The sequence below is a fragment of the Alcaligenes sp. NLF5-7 genome (assembly GCF_024266725.1).
Taxonomy (GTDB): Bacteria; Pseudomonadota; Gammaproteobacteria; order Burkholderiales; family Burkholderiaceae_B; genus Alcaligenes; species Alcaligenes phenolicus.
This window is the reverse complement of the sequence record NZ_CP100755.1, coordinates 3071420-3095412: the sequence shown is the minus strand read 5'-3', so window position 1 is coordinate 3095412 and position 23993 is coordinate 3071420. Positions and strand designations below refer to the sequence as shown.

Below are 23993 nucleotides of genomic sequence, written 5' to 3'. Positions count from 1 at the left end.
TCCCAAGCCTATAAATCTTTCAACTCCAGCAGCAGACACAGCCAAATATAAAAATAAAGAGAAAAACAAAGCTGAAACCAACAATGCAGAAAACGCGCGTACACACACAACCGAACGAGGCATAGCTTCCAACACAGGCTCAGGTACAAGTACAAGCACTGGGCAGGACAGGCACAGGTGCAGGTGCAGGTGCAGGTGCAGATAGTAGATACAGCCCTCTATTTGAGCCCTCTGCGATATTCCTTTTTTCTTGGTGTGGGGAGTACGGCCCTGGGGCGAGTCAGGGACTTGGCCGCGGGTCATTGAACAATCCAGGGTGCAAGCCCAGTGAACTCGCCAGGTACTTGGTCCGGGGGACCAAGTACCTGGCGAGTTCACTGGGCGCCTGGATTGTTCAATAGCCAAGGGTACCCGTGCGCAGCACGGGCCAGGGCCCCGCCCCAGGGTCGTACTCCCCACACCAAGAAAACCAACCCAATCTCGCCCTGAAGCTTCAACTCACAAGCCAACGCCTCAATACCAAAAACCGCTTTGCAAAAAAACAAAAACACGGCAGCCCAAAAAAAACGCCACCTAAACCCAGGTGGCGTTCTTCTTTAGCAATTCCTTGGCAATCAAGAATGCCGCGACACAGCCTCAGCCGGCTGACGAGTCAGCAAAGCCAGCAACTCGGCCAGCTCACGCTGCAGCTCGCGACGATCAACCACCATATCGATAGCGCCCTTCTCCAGCAAGAACTCGGCACGCTGGAAGCCTTCGGGCAGTTTCTCGCGCACAGTCTGCTCAATCACGCGAGGACCGGCAAAACCGATCAAGGCATTAGGCTCGGCAATCACCACATCGCCCATAAAAGCGAAACTGGCCGACACACCACCCATGGTGGGATCAGTCAAAATACTGATGAACGGCAAGCCCGCCTCGGACAATTCAGCCAAAATAGCCGTCGTCTTGGCCATCTGCATCAGAGAGAACAAGCTCTCCTGCATACGCGCACCACCCGAAGCGGCCACGCAAATAAAAGGACTGCGGTTGGCAATAGCCGCCTGCACACCACGTGTGAAACGTTCGCCCACCACGGAACCCATGGAACCGGCCATGTATTCAAACTCGAAGCAGGCCACCACGGCAGGCACAGACAGAATCGTGCCGCTCATGACCACCATGGCTTCAGTTTCGCCCGTCTGCTTGGCCGCCTCGGAAACGCGCTCGGTGTACTTGCGCGAATCGCGGAACTTCAAGGGGTCCATAGGACGGGTGTTGGAACCAATCTCGGTCTGGCCTTCAGGGTCCAGCAAGGACTTGATCCGGGCACGAGCACCAATGCGCATGTGATGGCTGCATTTGGGGCAGACATTCAAGGTGGCCTGGAGATCTTCCTTGTAGAGCACAGACTCACACGACGGACATTTCACCCACAGCCCTTCGGGAACGCGACGGCTGCTTTCGGGGTTACGGTTAATTCGCGGCGGGAGTATTTTCTCGATCCAGCTCATTGTTAGATCCTGTTTTCGCCTGGCCGGCACCCGGCCCACCAAGCTCTTTATTCTGAAAAAAAGCGCCTGTTCCTAAAGAACAGGCAGATGATTCTATACGCGGAATAGGTATTTAGGCTAATTATCCAGTGCCTGACGTATCTGTGCGAGCCATTGGCTGGCTGCTGCAACCGCAGCCGCATCCATATCCTTTTGCTCTTTGCCAGCGTTCTCCTGCACAGCCTGTTCCATGGTCTGGATCAGCTTGGAGCCAATGACAACTGCATCCGCACTACGGGAAATAGCTTTGGCGCTTTGCGCGTCCCGAATCCCGAAACCCACTCCGACCGGAATTTTGACGTGCTGACGAATACGCTGCAAGTGTTGTTCCACATCAGCCACATCAATCTGGGCCGAACCGGTCACACCTTTCAGGGACACATAATACACATAGCCCTGCGCCAAAGCGGCTACCTTGGCAATACGCTCGTCCGTGGACGTAGGCGAGAGCAGGAAAATGGTATCCACGCCCTGCTCGGTCAGCAAACGGGTGAAATCCTCGGACTCCTCAGGTGGGTAGTCCACCGTCAGCACACCGTCCACACCCGCCTTGCCTGCCATGACAGCAAATTCAGCCTGACCGATACGCTCAATAGGATTGGCGTAACCCATCAGAACAACCGGCGTTTCCTCGTCGATCAAGCGAAACTGCTGCACAATCTCCAGCACTTTACGCAAGCCCACACCACGGCTGATGGCACGTTCAGCCGCTTGCTGAATCACCGGGCCATCGGCAGTGGGATCAGAAAACGGCACACCCAATTCAATGACATCTGCCCCGGCCTGACGCAAGGCATGCATCAAGGCCACGGTAGCAGGCACCGAAGGGTCTCCGGCCGTAATATAAGGCACCAGGGCACAGCGCCCGTTCAAACCTTCAAACGTCTTTTTCAGACGCACATTACTCGACATATCCGTTCCCGATTGCTTACAGAGTCAAGCCGCCGTACTCGGCGACCGTGTGCATGTCCTTATCACCGCGACCAGACAAACTGACCAGGATGATTTTATCCTTGGGCAAAGTCGGGGCAATGCGAGCCGCATGGGCCAGCGCGTGCGAGGACTCCAGCGCGGGCATGATGCCTTCGATGCGGCAGCAATCGTGAAACGCTTTCAGGGCGTCTTCATCGGTGCAGGTGGCGTATTGCGCACGGCCACAATCTTTCAGCCAGGCGTGCTCGGGACCCACACCGGGGTAATCCAGGCCAGCCGACACCGAGTGCGTAGGCATGACGTTACCGTCATCGTCCTGCAGCACATAGGTACGGTTACCGTGCAGCACACCCACCATGCCCTTGTTCAGGGAAGCCGAGTGCTCCAGCGTATCCAGACCGCGGCCAGCCGCTTCCACTCCGATCAGCTCCACATCCTTGTGCTCGATGTAGGGGTAGAAAATGCCCATGGCATTGGAACCACCGCCCACCGACGCCAAAACGTAGTCAGGCTGACGACCGGCGTCCTGAGGCATTTGCTCCACGCACTCGTCACCGATCACGCATTGGAAGTCGCGCACCATCATCGGGTAAGGATGAGGGCCAGCCACCGTGCCAATGATGTAGAAGGTATTGCTGATATTGGTGACCCAGTCGCGCATGGCTTCGTTCAGCGCGTCTTTCAGGGTGCGCGAACCGGATTCCACAGGAACGACCGTCGCACCCAACAACTTCATGCGGTACACATTGGAAGCCTGACGGCGCACGTCCTCGCTACCCATGTAGACCACACACTCCAGACCATAGCGGGCGGCGACCGTAGCCGTTGCCACGCCGTGCTGGCCTGCACCGGTTTCAGCAATAATGCGTGGCTTGCCCATGCGGCGAGCCAGCAGAATCTGACCGATACAATTGTTGATCTTGTGTGCGCCAGTGTGATTGAGATCTTCGCGCTTGAACCAGATCTGAGCTCCACCTAGTTGCTCCGACCATCGACGGGCATGGTACACGGGGCTGGGACGACCGACAAAATGCTTGAGTTCGTAGTGAAACTCGCGCAGAAACTCAGGATCGTTCCGATACTGTTCGTAGGCTGCTTTCAACTCGTCCAGGGCGTGGACCAGCGTTTCAGCGACAAACGAACCACCAAACTGACCAAAATGTCCATCCGGGTCGGGCAAGGTATAGGTTTTCAAAGCTCGCTCTCTTGATTGACAAGAACAATCGCGGGCACAACGCCCGCGAGGTTTAGGTTTACCGATTTTAGCAGTTCAGGACGAGTAGCGGCGGGCGCTGACGCCCGATAACTCGTTCAAGGCCGCTAAAGCCTTTTGAATTTGCTCGCCATCACGCACTTCAATAGTAAATATCATGCGCGTCAACGAGCGGCGACTCAAGGTGTTGATACCCGTTACGTTCAAACGCAGGCGGGCAAACACTTCCGAGAGATCACGCAAGAGGCTGGGATGCTCCTGAGCCTCAATGGCCAGATCCACGGGATACTGAGTCTCCCCCGTATCGCCCCAATCGACGCTAATAGCCCTTTCAGGTTGTCGATCAGCCAGTTCCTGGTAGGACTTGCAGTCAGCACGGTGTATGGACACGCCCCGACCACGAGTCACAAAACCAGCAATCAGATCAGGGGGTGCGGGACGGCAGCAACGGGCCAGCTGCGTCATTAGCGAATCTACACCCACCACCAGCACGCCGCTTTTCCCGGTCTTGGAAACACTTTCCCGGGCCGCATCAAACACACGCTGTACGGGTTCTTCCTCCTGCACATCCTCACGGAACAAGGCATCCACCTGGCGCAGGCTGAACTCATCCTTGGCCACGGCAACATACAGGTCATCCGCCTTGGCAAAGCCCAGCTGTTGCGCCATCTGCTCCAGATTCACGGCCGTACGACCCAGTCGTTGTAACTCTTTTTCGACCATGCTCTGGCCTTGAGAGATGCGCTGCTGCAACTCAATCGCGTTGAACCAGGCGCGCACCTTGGAGCGCGAGCGTGGGCTGGCCAGAAAGCCCAACTGCACGTTCAGCCAGTCACGCGATGGACCGCCGGATTTGGCCGCCACAATCTCTACCGTCTGACCAGTCGACAAGCGCGTGGACAAAGGCACCATCTGTCCATCAACCCGCGCACCCCGGCAACGGTGGCCCAGATCGGTATGCAGGTAGTAGGCAAAGTCCACCGGCGTCGCCCCCACAGGCAGCTCGATAACCCGAGCCTGCGGCGTCAGCACATAAATATGTTCGTCTTCCTGAGCCTTCAAAGGCCTGGCAACAGCCGGTTTCTTGCTGGCAACGGGCTCCACTACCTTTTCGGAAGCCGAATCTTTGCTGCTGTCTGCTTGCGGGGCAGGCTCGGTAGCGTTCGAGGTGGACGCCTCCCTGTCCCAGGCCAGCAATTGACGCATCCAGGCGATCTTTCTATCGTCCTCACCATCGGCCACCTGCTGTCCGCCCTGGGCTCCAGCTTCCTTGTAGCGCCAATGGGCAGCCATCCCGTATTCCGCGAACTGGTGCATGTCGCGTGTGCGGATCTGGATTTCATAGCAGCGCCCCTGTGCATCCGCAATAACGGTATGCAGGGAACGGTAGCCATTGGGCTTGGGCCGGGAGATGTAATCGTCAAACTCCTCGGGCACCGGCGTCCACAGCGAATGCACCACCGCCAGGGTGTGGTAGCAGCTGCGCTCGTCATCAACAATGACACGCAAGGCGCGCAGATCAAACAGCTGATCGAAATCCAGATGCTTGTTGCGCATCTTGTTCCAGATACTGAAGATATGCTTGGGCCGGCCTGAAACCTCAGCCACGATATGCTCGCGTTTCAAGGCTGCCAGCAGTTGGTCGCGGACCTGACTGATCAGGGTTTCGCGCTCTACGCGCTTGTCTTCCAGCTTACTGGCAATATTCTTGTAGACCTCGGGATTCAGAAAGCGAAAGGCCAGATCTTCCATTTCCCACTTGATCTGCCAAATCCCCAAACGATTCGCCAAGGGCGTATAAAGCTCCAGCGTTTCACGCGCAAACTCGACCGGGCAGACGGTCTTGGACTGCCGATACCAGCGCAAGGACTGCAGGCGCGAAGCCAGGCGCATCATCACAATGCGCAAGTCAGCGGCCATCGCCAGCAGCATCTTGCGCTTCATTTCCTTTTGATCGCCCCCGCCTGTCTGCTCCTTGGCCTGGCCTGTCAGCGAACCCAGACGGTACAAGGCTCGCGAGCCACGTACCAACGTCATGACTTCGGCACCAAAGGCTTTCTGAACCGGGTCCTGCTTGACCTCCGGCCCAGGAGCAGGAGTGACGGCCAGCAAGGCGCTGGCACGGGTTTGAGCGTCCACACCCAAGCCAGCCAAAATAAGCGCGACCTGAGCGCAATGGCTGTCCAAGGGTTCGCCGGTACTTCCGGCCAGATCCAGCAAAATAGGCCCCGCCCAGTCGGCAGCCGCCTGCAATAGCGTACGCCCTGCTTCATCCAGTCCGTGGCTGGCTTGCGCGAACCATTGAGGATTGAAGGCCGACTCGGCCATAGGGGGAGAAGCGGTGTGATTCATGTGGATTACGTCGATGTGGCCACTCAGCGCTGAAGTGGCTCTCTATACTGTAGACGCTAGTCTATCACCGCGAGTAAGAGCTTATGAGTCTGAACACATGCCGCCAGCTTCTGTTGATTTGGCACTCCCGTACCGGCGCCGCCCGTCAACTGGCCGAACAGGCCGAGGAAGGCGCGCTGCAGGTCCTCAAAGAACTGGGCGAGACAGAGCAGGTCTGTATCAAACGCTTGCATTGTGATCAGGTGCAAGCACAGGATTTGCGCGATTCCCACGCCTATTTGTTCTGCGCGCCCGAGAATCTGGGCAGTCTGAGCGGTGCCATGAAAGAGTGTCTGGACCGGAACTACTACGAGGTGCTGGATCAACTCAACGGGCGTCCTTATTCCGCCCTGATCAGTGCGGGTAGCGACGGGCAAGGTGTGCAACGGCAACTGGAGCGGATTTGTACGGGCTGGCGGCTGGAGCTGGCCGCCCCCATCCGTATCTTCAATTTTCATGCCCAGACGCCGGAAGCCATTCTGGCTCCCAAGACCTTGAGTGAAGAGCAAATTGCCCAGGCACGAGAGGCCGGAGGGCATCTGGCGGCACTGCTGTGTCTATGAAAAAGCCCTTTGCGTGTGCAAAGGGCTTTGATTCAAACTTTTAGTGCTATGGCTTTATCGCTTTAAAACGATGCCGCCCGCCTGAAATCACGAGCATCACTGACTACGATGCCCTTAGCTCCCCTACCCAAGCAGCATTTGCCTCAAGCAGCAAGGACCTCAAGAAGGGAAGCCTCAAGCTCTAAGCCGGAGGCAGCTGAAAAACCTGCCGCAAGTAAGCCAGATACGCCGGATCATCACACATGGTCTTTTCAGGCGCATCCGAGACTTTCGCCACGGGCTGGCCATTGCAACGCACCATCTTCATGACAATCTGCAAGGGCTCATGGCCCAGGTCATTGGTCAGGTTGGTGCCAATCCCGAAGGACACCTTGCAGCGGCCGGCAAAACGCAGGGCCAGCTCAATGGCTTTGGGTATGGTCAAACCGTCAGAGAACACCAAGGTCTTGGTACGTGGATCGGTACGGTTGGCCTGATAGTGCGCCAGCAAGCGCTCGCCCCAAATGAATGGGTCACCCGAGTCATGACGAGCACCGTCAAACAGCTTGCAGAAGTACATGTCAAAGTCGCGCAGGAAGGCATCCATGCCGTAGACATCCGACAAGGCAATGCCCAAATCACCGCGATACTCTTTGGCCCACACTTCCAGAGCAAAAATCTGCGAGTCACGCAAACGGGGGCCCAGAGCCTGACAAGCCTGCAAGTATTCGTGGCCCATGGTGCCTAGCGGCGTCACCCCATACTTCATGGCCAACCAGACGTTGCTGGTGCCCGCAAAGTGCGGCTTCATCTGCTCGATCATGGTAGTGACCACTTCTTCGTGCCACTGCTTGGAAAAACGGCGGCGCGTACCGTAGTCAGCCACACGAAAGTCGCTCAGGGCTGGATCATCCACCACCAGCCGCATCTTGGACTGCAGACGCTCGCGCCCTTCTGCCCATGGTGGCTGCGGACATTCGTTGCGAAAGTAAACCTCGTTCACAATGGCCAGCACCGGGATCTCGAACAGGATCGTGTGCAGCCAGGGCCCCTGAACCGAAATTTCGATCTCGCCGGGCACATCACCGGCCTGCACCTGAATGCAGCGCTCGGGCAGGTGGAACAGGCCCAGAAAATCGACGAAGTCGCTTTTGATAAAGCGCAGGCTACGCAAATAATCCAGCTCGGCGTCTGAAAAACGCAACTGGCACAGCGCGTGAATTTCCGCCCGAATCTCGTCCAGGTACTGGCTCAAATTAATATTGGGAGTACGGCACTTATAGCGATACTCCACGTGCGCAGCCGGGAAATGATGCAAAACAACCTGCATCATGGAAAACTTGTACAGGTCCGTATCAAGTAAAGAGGTAATGATCATCACAAACCTACCGATTTTGATTGCGCAACCATAGCACGGGCGCCAGTTCTTGCGTACAGCTATCTAGCAGGTGAGCTATTGCGCCATCTCAATAAGCAAGAAGCTGAATATTCGTTAAAATCGAAAGATTCGATTTAAATCCCATTTTTATCGTTCAGGCCCTGTGCGTTGTCGCGCACCCCATCCACGGCCCTTTGCCGTGACTGACCGCCTTAGCGATACCGCAGGAGTGTTACTGAAATGACCCACGTCGTCACCGAAAACTGTATCAAGTGCAAATTCACCGATTGTGTGGATGTGTGCCCCGTCGACTGTTTTCGTGAAGGCCCGAACTTTCTGGTGATTGACCCGGACGAGTGCATTGACTGCGCCGTCTGTATTCCCGAATGCCCGGCCAATGCCATTTTTGCTGAAGAAGATGTGCCGCAGGATCAAGTTCCCTTCATCGAACTGAACGCAGAACTGACGCCTATTTTTGCCAGCATCAACCGCTCCAAGAAACCGCTGGAAGATGCGGACGACTGGAACGGTGTGGAGAACAAACTACAGTATCTGGAGCGCTAAGCCCTTCGCTCGCTCTATAGAAGTCCGACCCGGTGGCTGCGTTCCTATCCAGCCACTCTTGCGCCCAATCTCGCCTTTTGATAAAAAAACTTGCCGCACTGCAGCAAGGGAAAATCCCAAGTACAGAGGAACGGTAAACGTCGTATTGTTTCCCACAGGAATAAGCATATACATTCCTCTGTATCAAATTAGGCAACACCAAGGCGCACACTATGCTTTACGATCTGCACGAACTTCAGCGGTCCTTTCTGGCCCCGCTGGCTGCCTTTACCGGCACCAGCTCCCAATGGTTCTCCAACCCATACAGTCCACTGGCCTACACGCCCCTGTCGCGCCAACTGGCGGCGGCCTCTGAACTGGTACACCGTATCGGCAAGGATTACGAAAAGCCAGCCTGGGGGCTGAACGAAACCCGGATCGACGGCCAGACCGTTGCCGTGCGCGAGGTCGAACACCTGAGCAAGCCCTTCTGCAAGTTGATCCACTTCGAGCGCGATCACCCCAAAGCCGCTCAGGACCCCACAATTTTGCTGGTAGCCCCTTTGTCCGGCCACCACGCCACCTTGCTGCGTGAAACCGTACGTGCGCTGTTGCCCGATCACTCCGTCTATGTCACCGACTGGATTGATGCCCGCATGGTGCCCCGTTCGGCCGGCCCCTTCCATCTGGACGATTACGTTCTGTATGTGCAGGAGTTCATCCAGGCGCTGGGCTCGAAGGTGCACGTCATGTCGGTTTGCCAACCCACAGTGCCAGTACTGGCTGCCGTCTCGCTAATGGCGACCCGCCGCTCGGCCGTGATGCCGCGCAGCATGATCATGATGGGTGGTCCCATCGACACGCGTCAGTCGCCTACGGAGGTGAACCGTCTGGCCACGACCAAGTCCTACTCCTGGTTTGAAAACAATCTGATTCATCGCGTGCCCACCAAGTACCCCGGTGCTCACCGTCGCGTGTACCCCGGCTTTTTGCAGCATGCCGGCTTTGTGGCCATGAATCCGGATCGTCACGTCAGCTCGCACTACGACTTTTATCAGCATCTGATCAAGGGTGATGATGACGACGCACAAGCACACCGCCGTTTCTACGACGAATACAATGCCGTGCTGGATATGCCTGCCGAGTTCTATCTGGACACGATCCGCATTGTGTTCCAGGAGCACCGCCTGCCCAAGGGCCAATGGCACGTGCATGGCGAACAGGTGCGCCCACAAGATATTGATGGCGTAGCCTTGTTCACCATTGAGGGCGAACTGGACGATATTTCCGGCCAGGGCCAGACCCATTCGGCTCAAGCGCTGTGCGCAAAAATTGCCCCTGAACTCAAGCAACAATTCACCGCACCCAACTGTGGGCATTACGGGATTTTCTCCGGAAGTCGCTGGCGCACGCTGATCTGTCCTAAAATCAGGGACTTCATCCGTCAGCACAACTGATATTTGGCTCAGGCCGTTTCTGACGGGGCCAGTTGGCCCCGTTTTTGCATTCATGTCCGACACCTTAATACGGCGCATTGACGCCCTGCTCCCTCAAACCCAGTGCACCCGCTGTGGTTACGACGCCTGTCTGCCCTATGCCCAAGCCATCGCGCTTGAGGGCGAGGCGATCAACCGCTGCCCGCCAGGCGGGCAGGAAGGCGTACAAGCCCTGGCCGAGCTGCTGGGTCGTGAGGCCCTGCCCCTGGATCCGTCCTGTGGCGAATTCACCGGCCCCAGTCGGGCGGTGATTATCGAAGAACACTGTATTGGTTGCACCTTGTGCATTCAAGCCTGTCCGGTGGACGCCATTATTGGCGCCAACAAGCTGATGCATACCGTGCTGGCCGATCGCTGCACGGGCTGTGAGCTCTGTGTACCACCCTGTCCGGTGGACTGCATCAGCATGGTGCCCACCGACGACTGGAGCGCCGAACAGGCCGCTCAAGCACGTCTGGATACCGAACAGCGCCGGGAGCGCCTGCTGAATCGCCACAAGGAAAGCTCGGACCTGGCGGCCCGTACCCTGGCCAATAAACCCGTTCTGGCCAATGATGCCGATCAGGCTGATAAACGCGAGGCATCCATCGCCTCTGCCTTGGCTCGCGCCCGTGCCCGCCGTGCCAGCAAGACTGCAAGCGGAACCACACCATGAACGCTGCCAAGCGCTACGAGATTTTCAGTCGTTTTCAGGCTGCCAACCCCAAACCCACTACCGAACTGGAATACGCTGACACCTTTCAGCTGCTGATTGCCGTGATTTTGTCGGCTCAGGCCACTGATCGCTCCGTGAACCTGGCCACAGCCCGATTCTTTCCCGAGCATGGCACACCCGAAGGAATTCTGGCCATGGGTGAAGAAGGCTTGCGCGAGGCCATCAAGACCATCGGTCTGTACAAGACCAAGGCCGCCAATGTCATCAAGACCTGTCAGATGCTGCTGGACTTGCATCAAGGCAAGGTTCCCTGTGATCGCGCCGCTCTGGAAGCGCTTCCCGGTGTAGGTCGTAAAACTGCCAACGTGGTCTTGAACACCGCGTTTGGCCTGCCCACCATTGCGGTAGACACACATATTTTCCGTGTCGCGAACCGCACCGGCATTGCGCCCGGCAAGAACGTGGTCGAAGTGGAAAAGAAGCTGGAGAAAGTCATACCCAAGCCTTTTTTGCTGGACGCTCACCACTGGCTGATTTTGCATGGCCGCTACATTTGTGTAGCCCGCAAGCCCAAGTGCCCCCAGTGCGGCATCTCGGATTTGTGCGACTTCAAACCGAAAACCGTTAACACTTAAGTAACACATACCCGGTTTAACAACATTTGTTTACCAAACAGTGCATTAAACCGGACCATCCTATGACAAACCCGCATAGTTTTGCTTCGTCGGCGCTTCCATACTGAAACGCATGAAGGACTCTGCCTATAGTTTGCTGGCGATGGAATCACCGCGGTAAGAGGCAAAGGACGCGTAACGGGTTCCTGCGCCGACCAGCCAACGTACAGGCCCATATTGACGACTCACGACAAGGAGCGTTCTCATGACACGGGCTGCCCTGGATATTGAGAATCTGTACGCCTGGCACCGAGAGTTCCCGCTCTTGCGCGGTTTGAATTTGCAGGTCGCTTCCGGCGAAATCTGCACTGTCTTGAGCCGCAACCGGGCCGGCCGCAGCGCCATGCTACGCGCCATCGTGGGTTTAACGGATAGCCGCCGCGGCTCCATCCGTATCCAAGGCACCGAAGCCATTCACCTGAACCAGCATCAGCTGGCAGATCTGGGCGTGGGCTACAGCCCCTACGAACAAAGCATTTTTACCGGCTTGAGCTGCGAGGAAAATCTCCTGCTGCCGCCTGCTATAGGAACAGCCCTGGGTGGTGGAATGTCGCTGGTACAAATCTATGAACTATTGCCCAGTCTGGAGCAGCGTCGCCACCATATGGCTACCCACCTGTCTACTGGGGAACAAAAGATACTGGCGATTGCGCGCTTGCTGCGCACGGGTGTGAATCTGCTGCTTCTGGATAAGGTATCCGAGGGCTTGGCCCCGGTGCAGGCCCAGACACTGAGCAAGTTGATCTGCACGCTGCGCAATGAGGGCTACACCATTGTGCTGGCCGAACAATGCCCGCATTTCTCGGCAGAGTTCAGCGATCAGTTTCATGTGCTGGAACAAGGGCAAATTATCGAGCGATTCAGCCGCAACGAATTAAGCCATAAATACGAAGCCCTGCACGCACTCCTGAATGTATGAGCACTTGATTCGCCAAGCTCCAAACCTGCGTTTTCCCCCTGCTTGTCCTTGCCTAGAAGGCAGGTACAGGATCCCAGGATCCCAATAAACAGGCATCCCGAAAAGTGGAAAAACGCCCAGAAATAACCGGACAGGTTCCAAGGCTTTCCATTTCCGGGCTGTTACCAGGTGATGCTAAAAACAGACATAGCGGCCAAATTGGCCCCGCATGAATTCTGCTTACTTGATCTACAACAAGGTCAGGCGGCCAACTACCTCTGAAGCTTGCTTTGGATCAAATCCGCAGGCCCAGCCCTCATGCACTCTGTAGGCTTTACACACACCTACGGAGCTCCTATGAAATCCCGCCACTTGATTCCAGGTCTGCACCTGTCCTTGCTTGCTGTTGGACTGGCCGCTGTTTTGTACGCACCTCAAGGCCAAACACACGAAGCGGGTGATTTCTTGCTCAAAGGTGGCGTGACCTGGGTATCCCCAAAATCCAATAACGGCTCTGTGGCTGATGGCACCGTCAAGCTGGACGTAGGCAATAATGCCCGCCCCAGCTTCTCGCTGACTTACATGGCCACCCGCAATATTGGTATTGAGCTGCTGGGCGCTTTCCCCTTCCAGCACAATATCGACAGCAATCTGGGTCGTATCGGCAAGACCAAGCACTTGCCCCCAACCCTGAGCCTGCAATACCACTTCCTACCTGACAGCGACTTCCAGCCCTATGTGGGCGTGGGCGTGAACTACACCATGTTCTTTGACACCGAGTCGCGCGGTGCTCTGGCGGGTTCCGACCTGAAGCTGAAAAACAGCTGGGGGTTTGCAGCCCAGGTCGGTGTGGATTACAAGCTGGACAAGAACTGGTTCCTGAATGCTGACGTGCGTTACATCAGCATCCGCCCAGACGTGAAGCTGAACGGCCAGTCCATTGGCAAAGCCAAGCTGGACCCCGTGGTTGCCACCATCGGGGTCGGCTACCGCTTCTAAGCTGTCGCCTCTTCCTGCTCGCGTTTGCCCTGCCCCAAGCCCAGATAGCTTTCTATCACTCGGGGATTATGAGCCAGGTCAGACGCGGGCCCTTGCAGCACCACATCGCCCGTCTCCAGAACATAACCGTAGTCAGCCACTTGCAAAGCGGCACGCGCATTTTGCTCGACCAACAAGATGGCCACGCCGGTACTGCGCAGTCGGGCAATGATCATGAAGATCTCCCGCACCACACGCGGCGCCAGGCCCAGGCTGGGTTCATCCAGCATCAGCACTTTGGGTTGTGCCATCAAGGCACGGCCTACGGCCAGCATCTGCCGCTCCCCACCTGACAAAGTCCCTGCCAGCTGAGTACGACGCTCTTTCAAGCGTGGGAACAAGGTGTAAACCTTGTCCATGGTGTCGCGCCAACCGGGATGGCGGGCACGATACAGGCGAAAACCGCCCAGCAGCAGATTGTCTTCTACTGTCATGCTGCCAAACAGCTCGCGGCGTTCTGGCACCAGGGAAATACCGGCCGCAACGCGACGCTCCACTTCCCAATGGCTGATCTCCTGCCCTTCGTACTGCACCGAGCCTGTGCTGCGGCCCACGCTGGGCAAAGAACCCATCATGGAATTGAGCAAAGTGGACTTACCGGCGCCGTTGGCACCAATCACGGTCACAATGCTGCCGGCACGCACGTCCAGGCTGGCACCCATCACGGCACTGACTTTGCCATACTGAGCCGCCAGATTGTCTACCTTCAGAATAATGTCTTTCGATTGTGCCGAACTCATAGCGCTGCTCCTGCCGAGGCGGGCTCATTGACCTGATCCAGATCCAGGTCGTCATCAATACCACCCAGGTAGGCTTCCAGCACGGCTGGATTTTCCTGAATTTCCTTGGGCAAACCTTCGGCCAGCTTGGTGCCAAAGTCCATGACCACCAGCTTGTCCGTCAAATTCATGACAAAGTCCATGTCATGCTCCACCAGCAGAATGCTCATGCCTTCGCTACGCAGCTGATCCAGCACTTTGGCCAGTTCCTGCTTTTCCTTGTAGCGCAAGCCGGCAGCCGGTTCGTCCAGCAGCAAAAGCAGCGGATCAGAAGCCAGAGCACGGGCAATTTCCAGAATACGCTGTTGGCCCAGGGCCAGATTGCCCGCCTCTTCGTACAGGTAGTCACCCAGACCCACACGCTGCAGCTGAACAGCCGCTTCGTGCAACAGCTCGGCTTCGCTGCGACGCTCGGTATGCAGGACGGCGGACACCACACCGACATTCCGACGCAAGTGAGCGCCCAGTGCCACGTTCTCCAGAACCGTCATGGTAGGCAGCAATTGCACGTGCTGGAAGGTACGGCCCACGCCCAGACGAGAAATCTCGCGTGCAGGTTTGCCATCAATCCGCTGCCCCAGAAAGCTGACCTGACCACTGGTGGCCGACAGCACGCCGGTAATCAGGTTAAAGGTCGTGCTCTTGCCCGCACCGTTAGGACCGATCAGGCCCATGATCTGACCTGCATTCAAGGTGAAGCTGATGTCATTCACAGCCACCAGACCACCGAACTCCTTGCGAATCTTGTTCACTTCCAGAACCAGCGAACCGGCCTGCGGACGCTCACGTTGAGGCAAAGCCTCGGCTTGTGGGGGAGCAGCCTGATGACGCTTCTGTGCACCGAAAACCTGTTCCCAGGCCTTGTGCAGGATGGGCCACAAACCGTCGCGCGCGTACTGCAAGATCAGAACCATCAAGATACCGAAAACGATCAGCTCGAAGTTGATGTCGGTATTGAGCAGTTTGGGCAACCAGTTCTGCAACTGGTCTTTCAGGCTCAGCACCAGGGCCGAACCCAGAACGGCACCCCAGACACTGCCTGCTCCGCCCAACACGGCCATGAACAGGTATTCAATACCGTAGTTCAAACCGAAGGGGCTGGGCGAGACGGCGCGCTGGTAGTGCGCGTAGAGCCAACCGGACACACAAGCCAGCAAAGCGGCGTAAACGAACACGATGACCTTGTAATTGGCCATGTTCACACCAAAGGACTCGGCCATGCCGCTGCCGTGTTTCAGAGCGCGAATAGCACGTCCGGGACGGGAGTTCAGCAAGTTACGCGTACCCCACATGGCCAGCAAGGCAAAGGCCCAGATCAGGTAGTAAATATCCCGACCGGAGGACAGGGAAATACCGAAGAACTCCAAAGGAGCAATACCGGAAATACCATCGTACTGCCCCAGGAACTCCAGGTTACCGAACAGGTAGTACAAGGCCAGGCCCCAGGCCAAGGTACACAGGGGCAGGAAGTGACCGGACAAGCGCAGTGTGATCGCGCCCAGAATGTAGGCCACCATCATGGTAATGGCCATGCCAATCAGCAGATTGAACCAGGGCGACCAGCCCAGGCGAGCCGTCAGGTACGCCGTAGTGTATGCACCCAGGCCCACAAATGCAGCCTGACCAAAAGAAGTCAGACCACCCACGCCAGTCAACAACACCAGACCCAGCACGACCAAGCTGGTCAAGCCAATATAGTTAAGCTGGGTAATCCAGAATTCGGGCGTTGCGCCCAGCTGCGGCAAAACCAATAGAACCGCAATAAATAGTAGCGTCAGCCAGTGTCTCATGTGATTTACTCCTCATCATCCACATGCTTGCTACCGAAGGAGCGCCACAACAACACCGGTATCACCATGGTAAATACAATAACTTCTTTGTAGGCACTGGCCCAGAAAGAGGAAAACGCTTCCAGAACCCCCAGGAACAAGGCACCCAAGAGGGTGACGGGGTAGCTGATCAGGCCGCCAAAGATTGCAGCCACAAAGCCTTTAAGACCAATCAAAAAGCCCGTGTCGTAGTAGATGGTCGTTACAGGCGCAATCAGCATGCCTGACAAGGCACCGATGGCCGCAGCCAGAGTGAAGGTCAGGGAGCCGGACATATTGGTACTGATACCCACCAGACGGGCACCACGACGGTTCACCGCCGTGGCACGCAGGGCGCGACCGTAAAGAGTCTTACCAAAAAAGCCCCACAAGGCCAGAATCAGGACCACGCAGGCGCCCATCACAAAGAAGGTTTGAGCGGACCAGCTCACTGCACCCAGGGACACTTCACCTTCCATGAAGGGAGGCGTGCGCCAGCCTTCCGGACCGAAGAACACCAGGCCCAGACCCGTCAGCGCGAAGTGCACGGCCACCGAGGTAATCAGCAGCACCAGCACACTGGCTTCGGCGATAGGCTGGTATACCAGGCGGTAGACCATAGGGCCCAGAGGAATCACTACCGCCAGCGAGAACAGCACGGCCACCCACAATGGCAGCTCCGAGCTGACAATGGCGGGAGCGGCAAAGTAAACCGCGACGGGGATCACGATATTGACCAGAAACTTGCGGGGCATGCCGGCCAGGCTGCGGCTGCGCAAGGCAGAGAGCAACTCCAGCAAGAACACCAGCGCACCAGCGATCAATAGCAAAATAACGGTTCCCGGCATGCGGCCATTGACCACAAAGGCCAGGGTCAAGGCGCCAAAGGTGACGAACTCACCTTGCGGGATAAAGATGACGCGGGTAACCAGGAAAACCAGAACCAGGGCGAGCCCGAGCAAGGCATAGATGGCGCCATTCAATATGCCATCCTGCAACAAAATTAAAGCGATGGTGGTATCCATGTCGGACAACATCCTGTACAACAAAATGGGCAAAGGGCTTACGGCAAACGCAGGCCTGTAGCGGGAACGGGTGCCAGGATCAGCCAGCACCCGCCTTGGAAAAAACCGGCTCTTGAGCCGGTTTTTGCCTGTCAGATATTACAGATCAGGCTGATACGTCCATTTACCGTCGACCACTTTCACAATCACGTGGGCACGCTTGTCCAGACCGGCGTGGTCCGTTGCAGACATATTGAACACACCTTGGGAAGCAGCCAGTTCCTTGGTTTGCTCCAGAGCATCACGCAGGGCTGCGCGGAACTCGGGGGTACCTGGCTTGGCGCCGGACTTCAGGGCTTCCGGAATGGCTTCGGTCACGAGCAGACCGGCATCCCACATGTGACCACCAAAGGTATTGATGGAACCAGCGCCGTATTTGGCTTCGTATTTTTCCTTGTAGTCCATGGCGGTCTTTTTCACCGAGCTGCTGTCAGGCAGTTGTTCGGCAACCAGCAATGGACCGGCTGGCAAGATCATGTCGTTACAGTCTTTGCCACACACACGCAGCACGTCGCTGTTGGCGGCACCGTGTGTCTGGTAAATGATGCCAGCGTAGCCGCGACCTTTCAGTTCGCGCTGGGGCAAGGCAACAGGGGTGCCGGAACCGGCGATCAGAACGGCATCAGGCTTGGTGCCCAGCAGCTTCAGAACCTGACCGGTCACGCTGGTGTCGTTACGACCGTAGCGCTCGGCGCCCAGCACTTTGATGCCTTTGGCTTGAGCGGCTTCGGTAATCACGTTCAGCCAGCCGTCACCGTAGGCGTCGTTGTAGCCGATAAAGCCCAGGGTTTTGACGTTCTGCTTGACCATGGCATCGGCCAGGGCACCGGCCATCAACTGGTCATTCTGAGGGGTCTTGAACACCCAGGTACGGGCGCCTTCCACAGGATCAACAATCTTGGCGTTGGCGGCCACACTGATCATGGGAGTCTTGGTTTCGCCGGCAACGTCCACCATGGCCAGGGAACCGGGGGTCACGGAAGTACCGATCACCACGTCCACTTTGTCATCGGTGATCAGCTTGCGCATATTGCGTACGGCTACGGTGGTATCGGTTGCATCGTCCAGAACGATGTACTCGATTTTCTGGCCGGCCACTTCAGTAGGCAGCAGGCTGACTGTATTGCGCTCAGGAATGCCCAACGAGGCCGCCGGTCCTGTCGCTGCCACCGTCACACCCACCTTGATCTGCGCGGACACGGCCACGGGCAGGCTCAAGGCCAGGGCTGCAGCCAATGTCGTCAGGCGACCAGTAGTAATGCAGTTCATCCTTTTCTCCCAAATTTTGTTCATTGTTGTGGACCGATTTAACGGTCAAAAAATCGTAATACAGATAATCACCAGCACATACCAGAAACGTATCAAGTCACGAGAATTTCAGATATTGGTGTTTACCTTAAATATTAAAAGTTTAAATAGTGCACTAACTAAAGTGATAGCTCACTAATTAAGTGCCCTGTGCCGCGATTTTCTTCACTGGAGAGCCCACTGGAGGTCAGGAAGATCTGCACTTTGGAACCCTCTGTTCCAAACGCACTCTAATTGTCGATTACTATGTAGGACTGCACCTCCTGTAGGCATTGAACTGTTTTTCATAAGGCAGCACACGTGGAAAAAGTACGTAAAACAGACGCTGAGTGGCGCGCCCAGCTCAGCCCGGAAGAATTCTATGTCACCCGTCAGAAAGGGACGGAGCGCCCCTTTACCGGCCGCTACTGGGACACCACCACGCCCGGCATCTACCGCTGCGTCGGTTGCGGCACACCCCTGTTTGCCTCGGACACGAAGTTTGATGCCGGTTGCGGCTGGCCCAGCTACTTCACGCCCCTGAACCCGGACAATGTGCGCGAGGAGCTGGATACCAGTCACGGCATGCGCCGTACCGAAGTGCTTTGCAATATCTGCGATGCTCATTTGGGGCACGTCTTTGAAGACGGTCCCCCACCCACTGGGCTACGATATTGCATTAACTCTCTATCCATGACTTTTGAACCCGAAGCATGAAGAAGCTCTTATTTGATCTATTCCCGCTCGTACTGTTCTTTCTGGCGTTTCGCTTCTCCGACATTTATGTCGCCACCGGCGTGGCCATGGCCGCCTCGGTCCTGCAGATACTGTGGCTGAAGCTCACCAGCAAGGCGATCGAGACCTCGCACTGGATCAATCTGGCCGTCATTGTGGTCTTTGGCGGTGCCACCCTGTTTTTCCACAATGATGTCTTCATCCGCTGGAAACCCACGGTGCTGTACTGGATCTTCGCGCTGGTGCTGCTGGGCGGACGTTACCTGATGCATCGCAATCTGATGCAAAAATTCATGGGCACCCATCTGGTCTTGCCCGGCCATGTCTGGGACAAATTAAACCTGGTCTGGGCGAGCTTTTTTGTCGCCATGGGCCTGGTCAATCTGTACGTTGCCTTCTCGGGTCACTTTACCGAATCCCAATGGGTCAACTTCAAGGCCTTCGGCCTGCTGGGTTTGATGCTGGTGTTTGTCGTTGCCCAATCCTTGTGGCTGGGCCGCTACCTGCAAGACTCTTCCGACAACTCCACTCCCCCAAAATCTTGATTTCGCCATGACAGACGCACTTGCTTCCCTGATTCACGAACGGCTCCAGGCACTGGAGCCGTCGGAACTGGACATCATCAATGAGTCCCATCTGCACGCTGGCCACGCCGGTGCACAAGGTGGTGCAAGCCACTTTCGGGTGATCATCGCCTCGAAACAATTTGATGGAATTTCAACACTGGCACGACACAGACTTGTGTATGATCGCGTCCACGATCTAATGCCTTTCCCGATTCACGCATTGGCTATTCAAGCCAAAACCACCGCTTAAGGATGCTCATGAAACGTATTGCCGCATTTGCCCTGACCTGCGCTATGGCTGCTCCCGTCTATGCACAGACGATTGCCACCGTAAACGGCAAAAACCTCACGCAAAAAGACCTGGATCAGTTCGTCGCCGTTCTGGTCGAGCAAGGCGCCAAGGACTCGCCCGAGCTGCGTGAGCAAGTCAAACAGGAAATGGTCAACCGTCTGGCTGTGGTGCAAGCCGCTGAAAAAGCCGGTATCGACAAGACCAACCAGGTTCAGCAAGAGCTGGAACTGGCCCGCCAGAGCATTCTGGTCCGTGCCCTGATGGCTGACTACCTGAAAAAGAACCCCGTCACCGACGCCGACCTGACCAAGGAATACAACACCATCAAGGCGATGGAAGAAGGTCAGCAGGAATACAAGGTGCGCCACATTCTGGTCAAGGACGAAGCTGCCGCCAAAGATTTGCTGGCCAAGATCAAGTCCAAGAAAATCAGCTTTGCTGATGCCGCCAAGAAAGACTCCATCGACACCGGTAGCGGCCAGCAAGGCGGCGATCTGGGCTGGGCTCCTAGCTCCACCTACGTGCCCGAGTTCGCTCAGGCTGTAGAGAAGATGAAAAAAGGCGAGCTGAGCGCTGCACCTGTGCAGTCGCAGTTTGGCTGGCACATCATCCAGGTGGACGATGCTCGCCCTGTGACCTTCCCCGCCATGGCCGAAGTGAAGCCTCAGCTGGAAGAAATGATGCGTCAGCGCAAGCTGGCCGAGTACCAGCAGAAAATCCTGAAAGAAGCCAATATCAAGTAATGGCTTTGCAGGCCGCTTTATCATCCCGATAAGGCGGCTTGCAGGAAAAACAAATATGGCGCCTCAATGGCGCCATATTTGTTTGTTGTGCAGGTCGTTCATGCGGTAATTAAAAGCCCAGATCACTGCTGAACCACCACCAGGACTATTCAACGCGCATTAAAACAAAAGGCAGTGCGTGCTTAGCGCACTGCCTAAAAGTCGAAAAATAGCTACCAGAGCAAATATCCTGCTGACTCATAGACTCTTGGCAAAAAAGCTAAGCCTGCAAGGTGGCAGAACTTCACTTCTTCCCCCTGCGCTATTCACCCGCCAGTAAAGCCAGGAACTGGGCTTCGTCCAGAATAGTCACGCCCAACTCCTGCGCCTTGGTCAGCTTGGAACCCGCCTCTGCACCTGCCAGCACATAGGCGGTCTTTTTGGAGACCGAGCCACTGGCCTTGCCCCCTGCTTCCAATACACGGCGTGTAGCTTCGTCCCGGCTCATGCTGGGTAGCGTACCCGTAATGACCACCGTTTTGCCCGCCAGCGGCAGATTAGCGCTATTGGCGCGGGCTTGCCCCTGTTGAGGTGTGACCCCAGCCGCCAGCAGCGCATCCAGGGCCTCACGATTATGCGGCTCCTGGAAAAAGTGCCGTACGGAAGCCGCTACAACCGGGCCCACCTCATTGACCTGCAGCAGCGCTTCTTCATCAGCCTGCTCCAATGCCTGCAAGGAGCCAAAATGCTGTGCCAGATCGCGCGCCGTGGTCTCACCCACATGGCGGATGCCCAAGGCGTAAATCAGACGATTCAAGGCCGGTTCGCGCACTTTATCAATCGCCTCGATCAGATTCTCGGCCGACTTGCGTCCCATACGCTCCAGTAGCACCAACTTTTCGACTTGCAGCTTGAAGATATCGGCCAAGGTATGCACCAGCCCGGTTTCCACCAACTGATCCACCAGCTTTTCACCCAAGCCTTCAATATCCAGCGCTTTACGGCTGGCGGCGTGAATCAGGGTTTGCTTGCGCTGGGCAGGACAAATCAGACCACCAGTACAACGCCAGGCAGACTCTCCTTCCAGACGCTCCAGTGCCGACTGACAAGCGGGACACTCCTTGACCATCTCGAAAGGCACGCTGCTCTCGGGACGCTGCTCCAACACCACAGCAACCACTTCAGGGATCACATCACCAGCACGGCGTACCACGACGGTATCGCCCGCTCGCACATCTTTGCGACGCACTTCGTCTTCGTTATGCAGCGTGGCATTAGTGACTGTGACACCGCCCACAAACACCGGCTTCAAACGTGCGACAGGTGTGACAACCCCGGTACGGCCTACTTGAAACTCGATACTCTCCACACGCGTCATTTCTTCTTGCGCGGGGAATTTATGAGCAACGGCAAAGCGCGGCGCACGGGCCACATAGCCCAGAACACGCTGCGCAGCCAAAGAGTTGACCTTATAAACCACACCGTCAATTTCAAAGGGCAAATCGGGGCGACGTTGCTGGGTTTCACCATAGAAACCCAGCAAGCCCTGCACGCCCTTCACGACTTTACGGTCGCGGCTCAAGGGCATACCCAGGCTTTCCAGCCAGTCCATCATGCCCGATTGGGTATCACGGGGCAGTGCCTCGCCAGCGGGTTCAGCAAACAAGGCACTTTGTGGCTGATTCGCGGCAGGCATGGGGCTGACCTCACCCCAACCATAGGCAAAAAAGCGCAAAGGCCGTTTGGCAGTTATTTTCGGGTCCAGCTGACGCAAGCTGCCTGCGGCCGCATTGCGCGGATTCACAAATACTTTCTCGCCACGCTTGGTCTGGTTCTCGTTCAGGCGCTCAAAGTCCGCCCGGTTCATCAGAACCTCGCCTCGCACCTCCAGCACGGCGGGCAATTGTGCCGCATCGCCACGCAAGCGCAGAGGAATGGACTTGATGGTGCGAATATTGCTGGTGACGTCCTCGCCCGTGGTGCCATCACCGCGAGTCGATGCCTGTACCAACAGACCTTGCTCATAGCGCAAGCTGATCGCCAGGCCGTCAAACTTGTATTCGGCCAGATAATCTACCCGACGGTCCAGTCCCACCACACCTGCCTCGACCAGGGTATCGGCGACACGCTTGTCAAAGGCCTGAACTTCTTCAGCATCAAAGGCATTACCCAAGGACAGCATGGGGACAGCGTGCTGAACCGTATCAAAACCGTCCAGTGGCGCTGCACCCACACGCTGTGTGGGCGAGTCCGGAGTAATCCATTCCGGGTGCTCGGCTTCCAGCGCCAGCAGCTCGTTCATCAATGCGTCGTATTGCGCGTCCGAAATGCTGGGCGCATCCTGAACGTAATAGGCCCAGTTATGCTGGGCCAGTTCTTCATGTAACTGCTGTACTCGCTTCAAGCTCACGAAAAAATCCTGCCTGTACGTTCCTGGCCTGCTGTAAAGCCAGCCTGCTCCAGGCGTTCGTACAGATTACTTAGTTGTTCATCAATGTTTTGATCGGTGCTCTCGGGCAAGGGGCGACCTTGATCATCCAGCACCACGCCGTCCAGACGGCTGGCCAGATCACGGGCCACCGTTGCCATGCGGCTGAAGGCATGATCGTCCGCCGGGCTGTTGGGCAAATCCAGCAGCAAGTCGATACGCTCAATGCTGGCCGACTGAATATCTTTAGGCTGGACACCATCGAACATGGCGGTGAAACGGGGTTGCCCCGAATCTGCCAACCAGGCCAGTTGCTGGCCAAAGGGCAGAAAACCGGCATCCTTGACCATTTGAATCACGGACGAGGCAGGCATGGGGCCAGGCAAGCGCACCGACACGCCCACCAGGGCATCCAGATCAGCGCAGGTATTATCCAGGGCAGCCGCACGACGCAGCACATCATCCTGTTCCGGACCTTCTACCGAACCATCAAACTGCTGTGCCAGCGCTTGCGCAGCCATCCAGACCTGCGACCACTCGATCGCCGACAAGGGGCCACTACGGTTGGCCAGCAAAACGGCAATCTGCATGCTGGCGTAGGACTCGCCCGAACGCAGGCGAGCACGATGACCGCCCCCTTCGCATTCCGCAAAATAACGCACAGGCTTGGCACCGGTACGCGATACCGATTGCAAGGCCTGAGCCAGATCCTGAGCATCCACGGGCTGGCTGAAACTGATATCGATAACAGCCTCGGTCGTGCAGTCGGCCTCGGCCGCATCGTGCTCACCGTCAGCAGACGCAGAATCGCCGCCACGCGTCATGCTGGGCTCGCGGCGTTCCAGCTCGGTGAGCTGGCTCATCAAGGGATCGGTATCCCCATCCGGGAATTGGCTTTGCATCTGCTGGCGCACTCGGCGGTCTTGCCACCAGTTAAAGACCACCACGAGCAAGATGAGCAAAATGCCCAATAAAATCAGTGCGATTTGCAAATCACTCATTGTCAGTTCCGTCGAATC

The 23993-nt window shown here is 56.6% G+C and carries 22 protein-coding genes; 11 read left to right on the top strand and 11 right to left on the bottom strand.

The genetic code is table 11. The features are described 5' to 3' along the window. Positions 1 to 614: 614 nt before the first annotated feature. The 4 genes from accD to MID00_RS14210 all read right to left on the bottom strand — a co-directional run bounded on the left by accD (position 615) and on the right by MID00_RS14210 (position 6030). Positions 615 to 1493, bottom strand: coding sequence for an acetyl-CoA carboxylase, carboxyltransferase subunit beta (accD, locus tag MID00_RS14225; protein WP_026483112.1), 879 nt, complete (start codon positions 1491 to 1493; stop codon positions 615 to 617). Positions 1494 to 1610: 117 nt separating this feature from the next. Beyond that, complete coding sequence (gene trpA, locus MID00_RS14220; protein WP_083053270.1) at positions 1611 to 2444, bottom strand: tryptophan synthase subunit alpha; 834 nt, start codon at positions 2442 to 2444, stop codon at positions 1611 to 1613. A 16-nt stretch (positions 2445 to 2460) separates the two neighbouring features. Beyond that, positions 2461 to 3660: a tryptophan synthase subunit beta gene (gene trpB, locus MID00_RS14215; RefSeq protein WP_009456612.1), complete on the bottom strand. Its 1200-nt coding sequence runs from the start codon at positions 3658 to 3660 to the stop codon at positions 2461 to 2463. Between the two features lie 75 nt (positions 3661 to 3735). Further along, entirely contained in the window at positions 3736 to 6030 is a 2295-nt protein-coding gene (locus tag MID00_RS14210) for a bifunctional (p)ppGpp synthetase/guanosine-3',5'-bis(diphosphate) 3'-pyrophosphohydrolase (RefSeq protein ID WP_254498971.1), read from the bottom strand. Between the two features lie 83 nt (positions 6031 to 6113). Here MID00_RS14210 and MID00_RS14205 point away from each other — a divergent pair, with 83 nt between their 5' ends. After that, entirely contained in the window at positions 6114 to 6632 is a 519-nt protein-coding gene (locus tag MID00_RS14205; protein ID WP_254498970.1) for a flavodoxin family protein, read from the top strand. Positions 6633 to 6813: 181 nt separating this feature from the next. Here the strand turns inward: MID00_RS14205 and pncB are convergent, their stop codons facing one another. Further along, complete coding sequence (gene pncB / locus MID00_RS14200) at positions 6814 to 7989, bottom strand: nicotinate phosphoribosyltransferase (protein ID WP_035272486.1); 1176 nt, start codon at positions 7987 to 7989, stop codon at positions 6814 to 6816. Positions 7990 to 8229: 240 nt separating this feature from the next. On the opposite strand from pncB, the gene fdxA reads away from it, so the two are divergent. The 6 genes from fdxA (at position 8230) to MID00_RS14170 (ending at position 13254) form a co-directional block, all read left to right on the top strand. Then, positions 8230 to 8553, top strand: a complete 324-nt coding sequence (fdxA, locus tag MID00_RS14195) for a ferredoxin FdxA (RefSeq protein ID WP_009456619.1) — start codon at positions 8230 to 8232, stop codon at positions 8551 to 8553. Between the two features lie 212 nt (positions 8554 to 8765). Further along, positions 8766 to 9989: a polyhydroxyalkanoate depolymerase gene (locus MID00_RS14190; RefSeq protein ID WP_009456621.1), complete on the top strand. Its 1224-nt coding sequence runs from the start codon at positions 8766 to 8768 to the stop codon at positions 9987 to 9989. 52 nt (positions 9990 to 10041) lie between these two features. Then, a complete protein-coding gene (locus tag MID00_RS14185; RefSeq protein ID WP_009456623.1) occupies positions 10042 to 10683 on the top strand; it encodes an RnfABCDGE type electron transport complex subunit B in 642 nt (213 codons plus the stop codon). After that, positions 10680 to 11318, top strand: coding sequence for an endonuclease III (gene nth / locus MID00_RS14180; protein WP_026483118.1), 639 nt, complete (start codon positions 10680 to 10682; stop codon positions 11316 to 11318). The genes MID00_RS14185 and nth overlap by 4 nt, the downstream gene beginning before the upstream one ends. A gap of 244 nt (positions 11319 to 11562) precedes the next feature. Beyond that, positions 11563 to 12276: an ATP-binding cassette domain-containing protein gene (locus tag MID00_RS14175; protein WP_060186482.1), complete on the top strand. Its 714-nt coding sequence runs from the start codon at positions 11563 to 11565 to the stop codon at positions 12274 to 12276. Between the two features lie 336 nt (positions 12277 to 12612). Further along, on the top strand, positions 12613 to 13254 hold the full coding sequence (locus tag MID00_RS14170; RefSeq protein WP_009456629.1) for an OmpW family protein: 642 nt from the start codon (positions 12613 to 12615) through the stop codon (positions 13252 to 13254). Here MID00_RS14170 and MID00_RS14165 read toward each other — a convergent pair. The 4 genes from MID00_RS14165 to MID00_RS14150 form a co-directional block, all read right to left on the bottom strand. Then, a complete protein-coding gene (locus MID00_RS14165) occupies positions 13251 to 14033 on the bottom strand; it encodes an ABC transporter ATP-binding protein (protein WP_026483121.1) in 783 nt (260 codons plus the stop codon). The two genes, MID00_RS14170 and MID00_RS14165, sit on opposite strands and share 4 nt — an antisense overlap. Continuing rightward, a complete protein-coding gene (locus MID00_RS14160) occupies positions 14030 to 15862 on the bottom strand; it encodes an ATP-binding cassette domain-containing protein (protein ID WP_052159445.1) in 1833 nt (610 codons plus the stop codon). The genes MID00_RS14165 and MID00_RS14160 overlap by 4 nt, the downstream gene beginning before the upstream one ends. Before the next feature lie 5 nt (positions 15863 to 15867). Next, the gene (locus MID00_RS14155; RefSeq protein ID WP_035272757.1) at positions 15868 to 16905 is read right to left on the bottom strand and encodes a branched-chain amino acid ABC transporter permease; all 1038 of its coding nucleotides are present in this window, start codon (positions 16903 to 16905) and stop codon (positions 15868 to 15870) included. 138 nt (positions 16906 to 17043) lie between these two features. Continuing rightward, a complete protein-coding gene (locus tag MID00_RS14150) occupies positions 17044 to 18213 on the bottom strand; it encodes an ABC transporter substrate-binding protein (protein WP_009456635.1) in 1170 nt (389 codons plus the stop codon). A gap of 339 nt (positions 18214 to 18552) precedes the next feature. Here MID00_RS14150 and msrB point away from each other — a divergent pair, with 339 nt between their 5' ends. Genes msrB through MID00_RS14130 form a run of 4 tightly spaced genes read left to right on the top strand, consistent with a single transcriptional unit; the run spans position 18553 to position 20567 of the window. Beyond that, positions 18553 to 18948, top strand: a complete 396-nt coding sequence (gene msrB, locus MID00_RS14145; RefSeq protein ID WP_239054505.1) for a peptide-methionine (R)-S-oxide reductase MsrB — start codon at positions 18553 to 18555, stop codon at positions 18946 to 18948. Then, the gene (locus MID00_RS14140; protein ID WP_009456639.1) at positions 18945 to 19511 is read left to right on the top strand and encodes a septation protein A; all 567 of its coding nucleotides are present in this window, start codon (positions 18945 to 18947) and stop codon (positions 19509 to 19511) included. Before msrB ends, MID00_RS14140 begins: the two co-directional genes overlap by 4 nt. A 7-nt stretch (positions 19512 to 19518) precedes the next feature. Further along, positions 19519 to 19782 carry a BolA family transcriptional regulator gene (locus tag MID00_RS14135; RefSeq protein WP_009456641.1) on the top strand — a complete coding sequence of 88 codons (264 nt, stop codon included), beginning with the start codon at positions 19519 to 19521 and terminating at the stop codon, positions 19780 to 19782. Positions 19783 to 19790: 8 nt separating this feature from the next. Next, positions 19791 to 20567 (top strand): peptidylprolyl isomerase, encoded by a 777-nt coding sequence (locus tag MID00_RS14130; protein ID WP_026483124.1) that lies wholly within the window; start codon positions 19791 to 19793, stop codon positions 20565 to 20567. Between the two features lie 301 nt (positions 20568 to 20868). Here the strand turns inward: MID00_RS14130 and ligA are convergent, their stop codons facing one another. Beyond that, positions 20869 to 22956 (bottom strand): NAD-dependent DNA ligase LigA, encoded by a 2088-nt coding sequence (gene ligA / locus MID00_RS14125; RefSeq protein WP_254498969.1) that lies wholly within the window; start codon positions 22954 to 22956, stop codon positions 20869 to 20871. Beyond that, positions 22953 to 23975: a cell division protein ZipA C-terminal FtsZ-binding domain-containing protein gene (locus MID00_RS14120; protein ID WP_021446882.1), complete on the bottom strand. Its 1023-nt coding sequence runs from the start codon at positions 23973 to 23975 to the stop codon at positions 22953 to 22955. The genes ligA and MID00_RS14120 overlap by 4 nt, the downstream gene beginning before the upstream one ends. Positions 23976 to 23993: the final 18 nt, after the last annotated feature.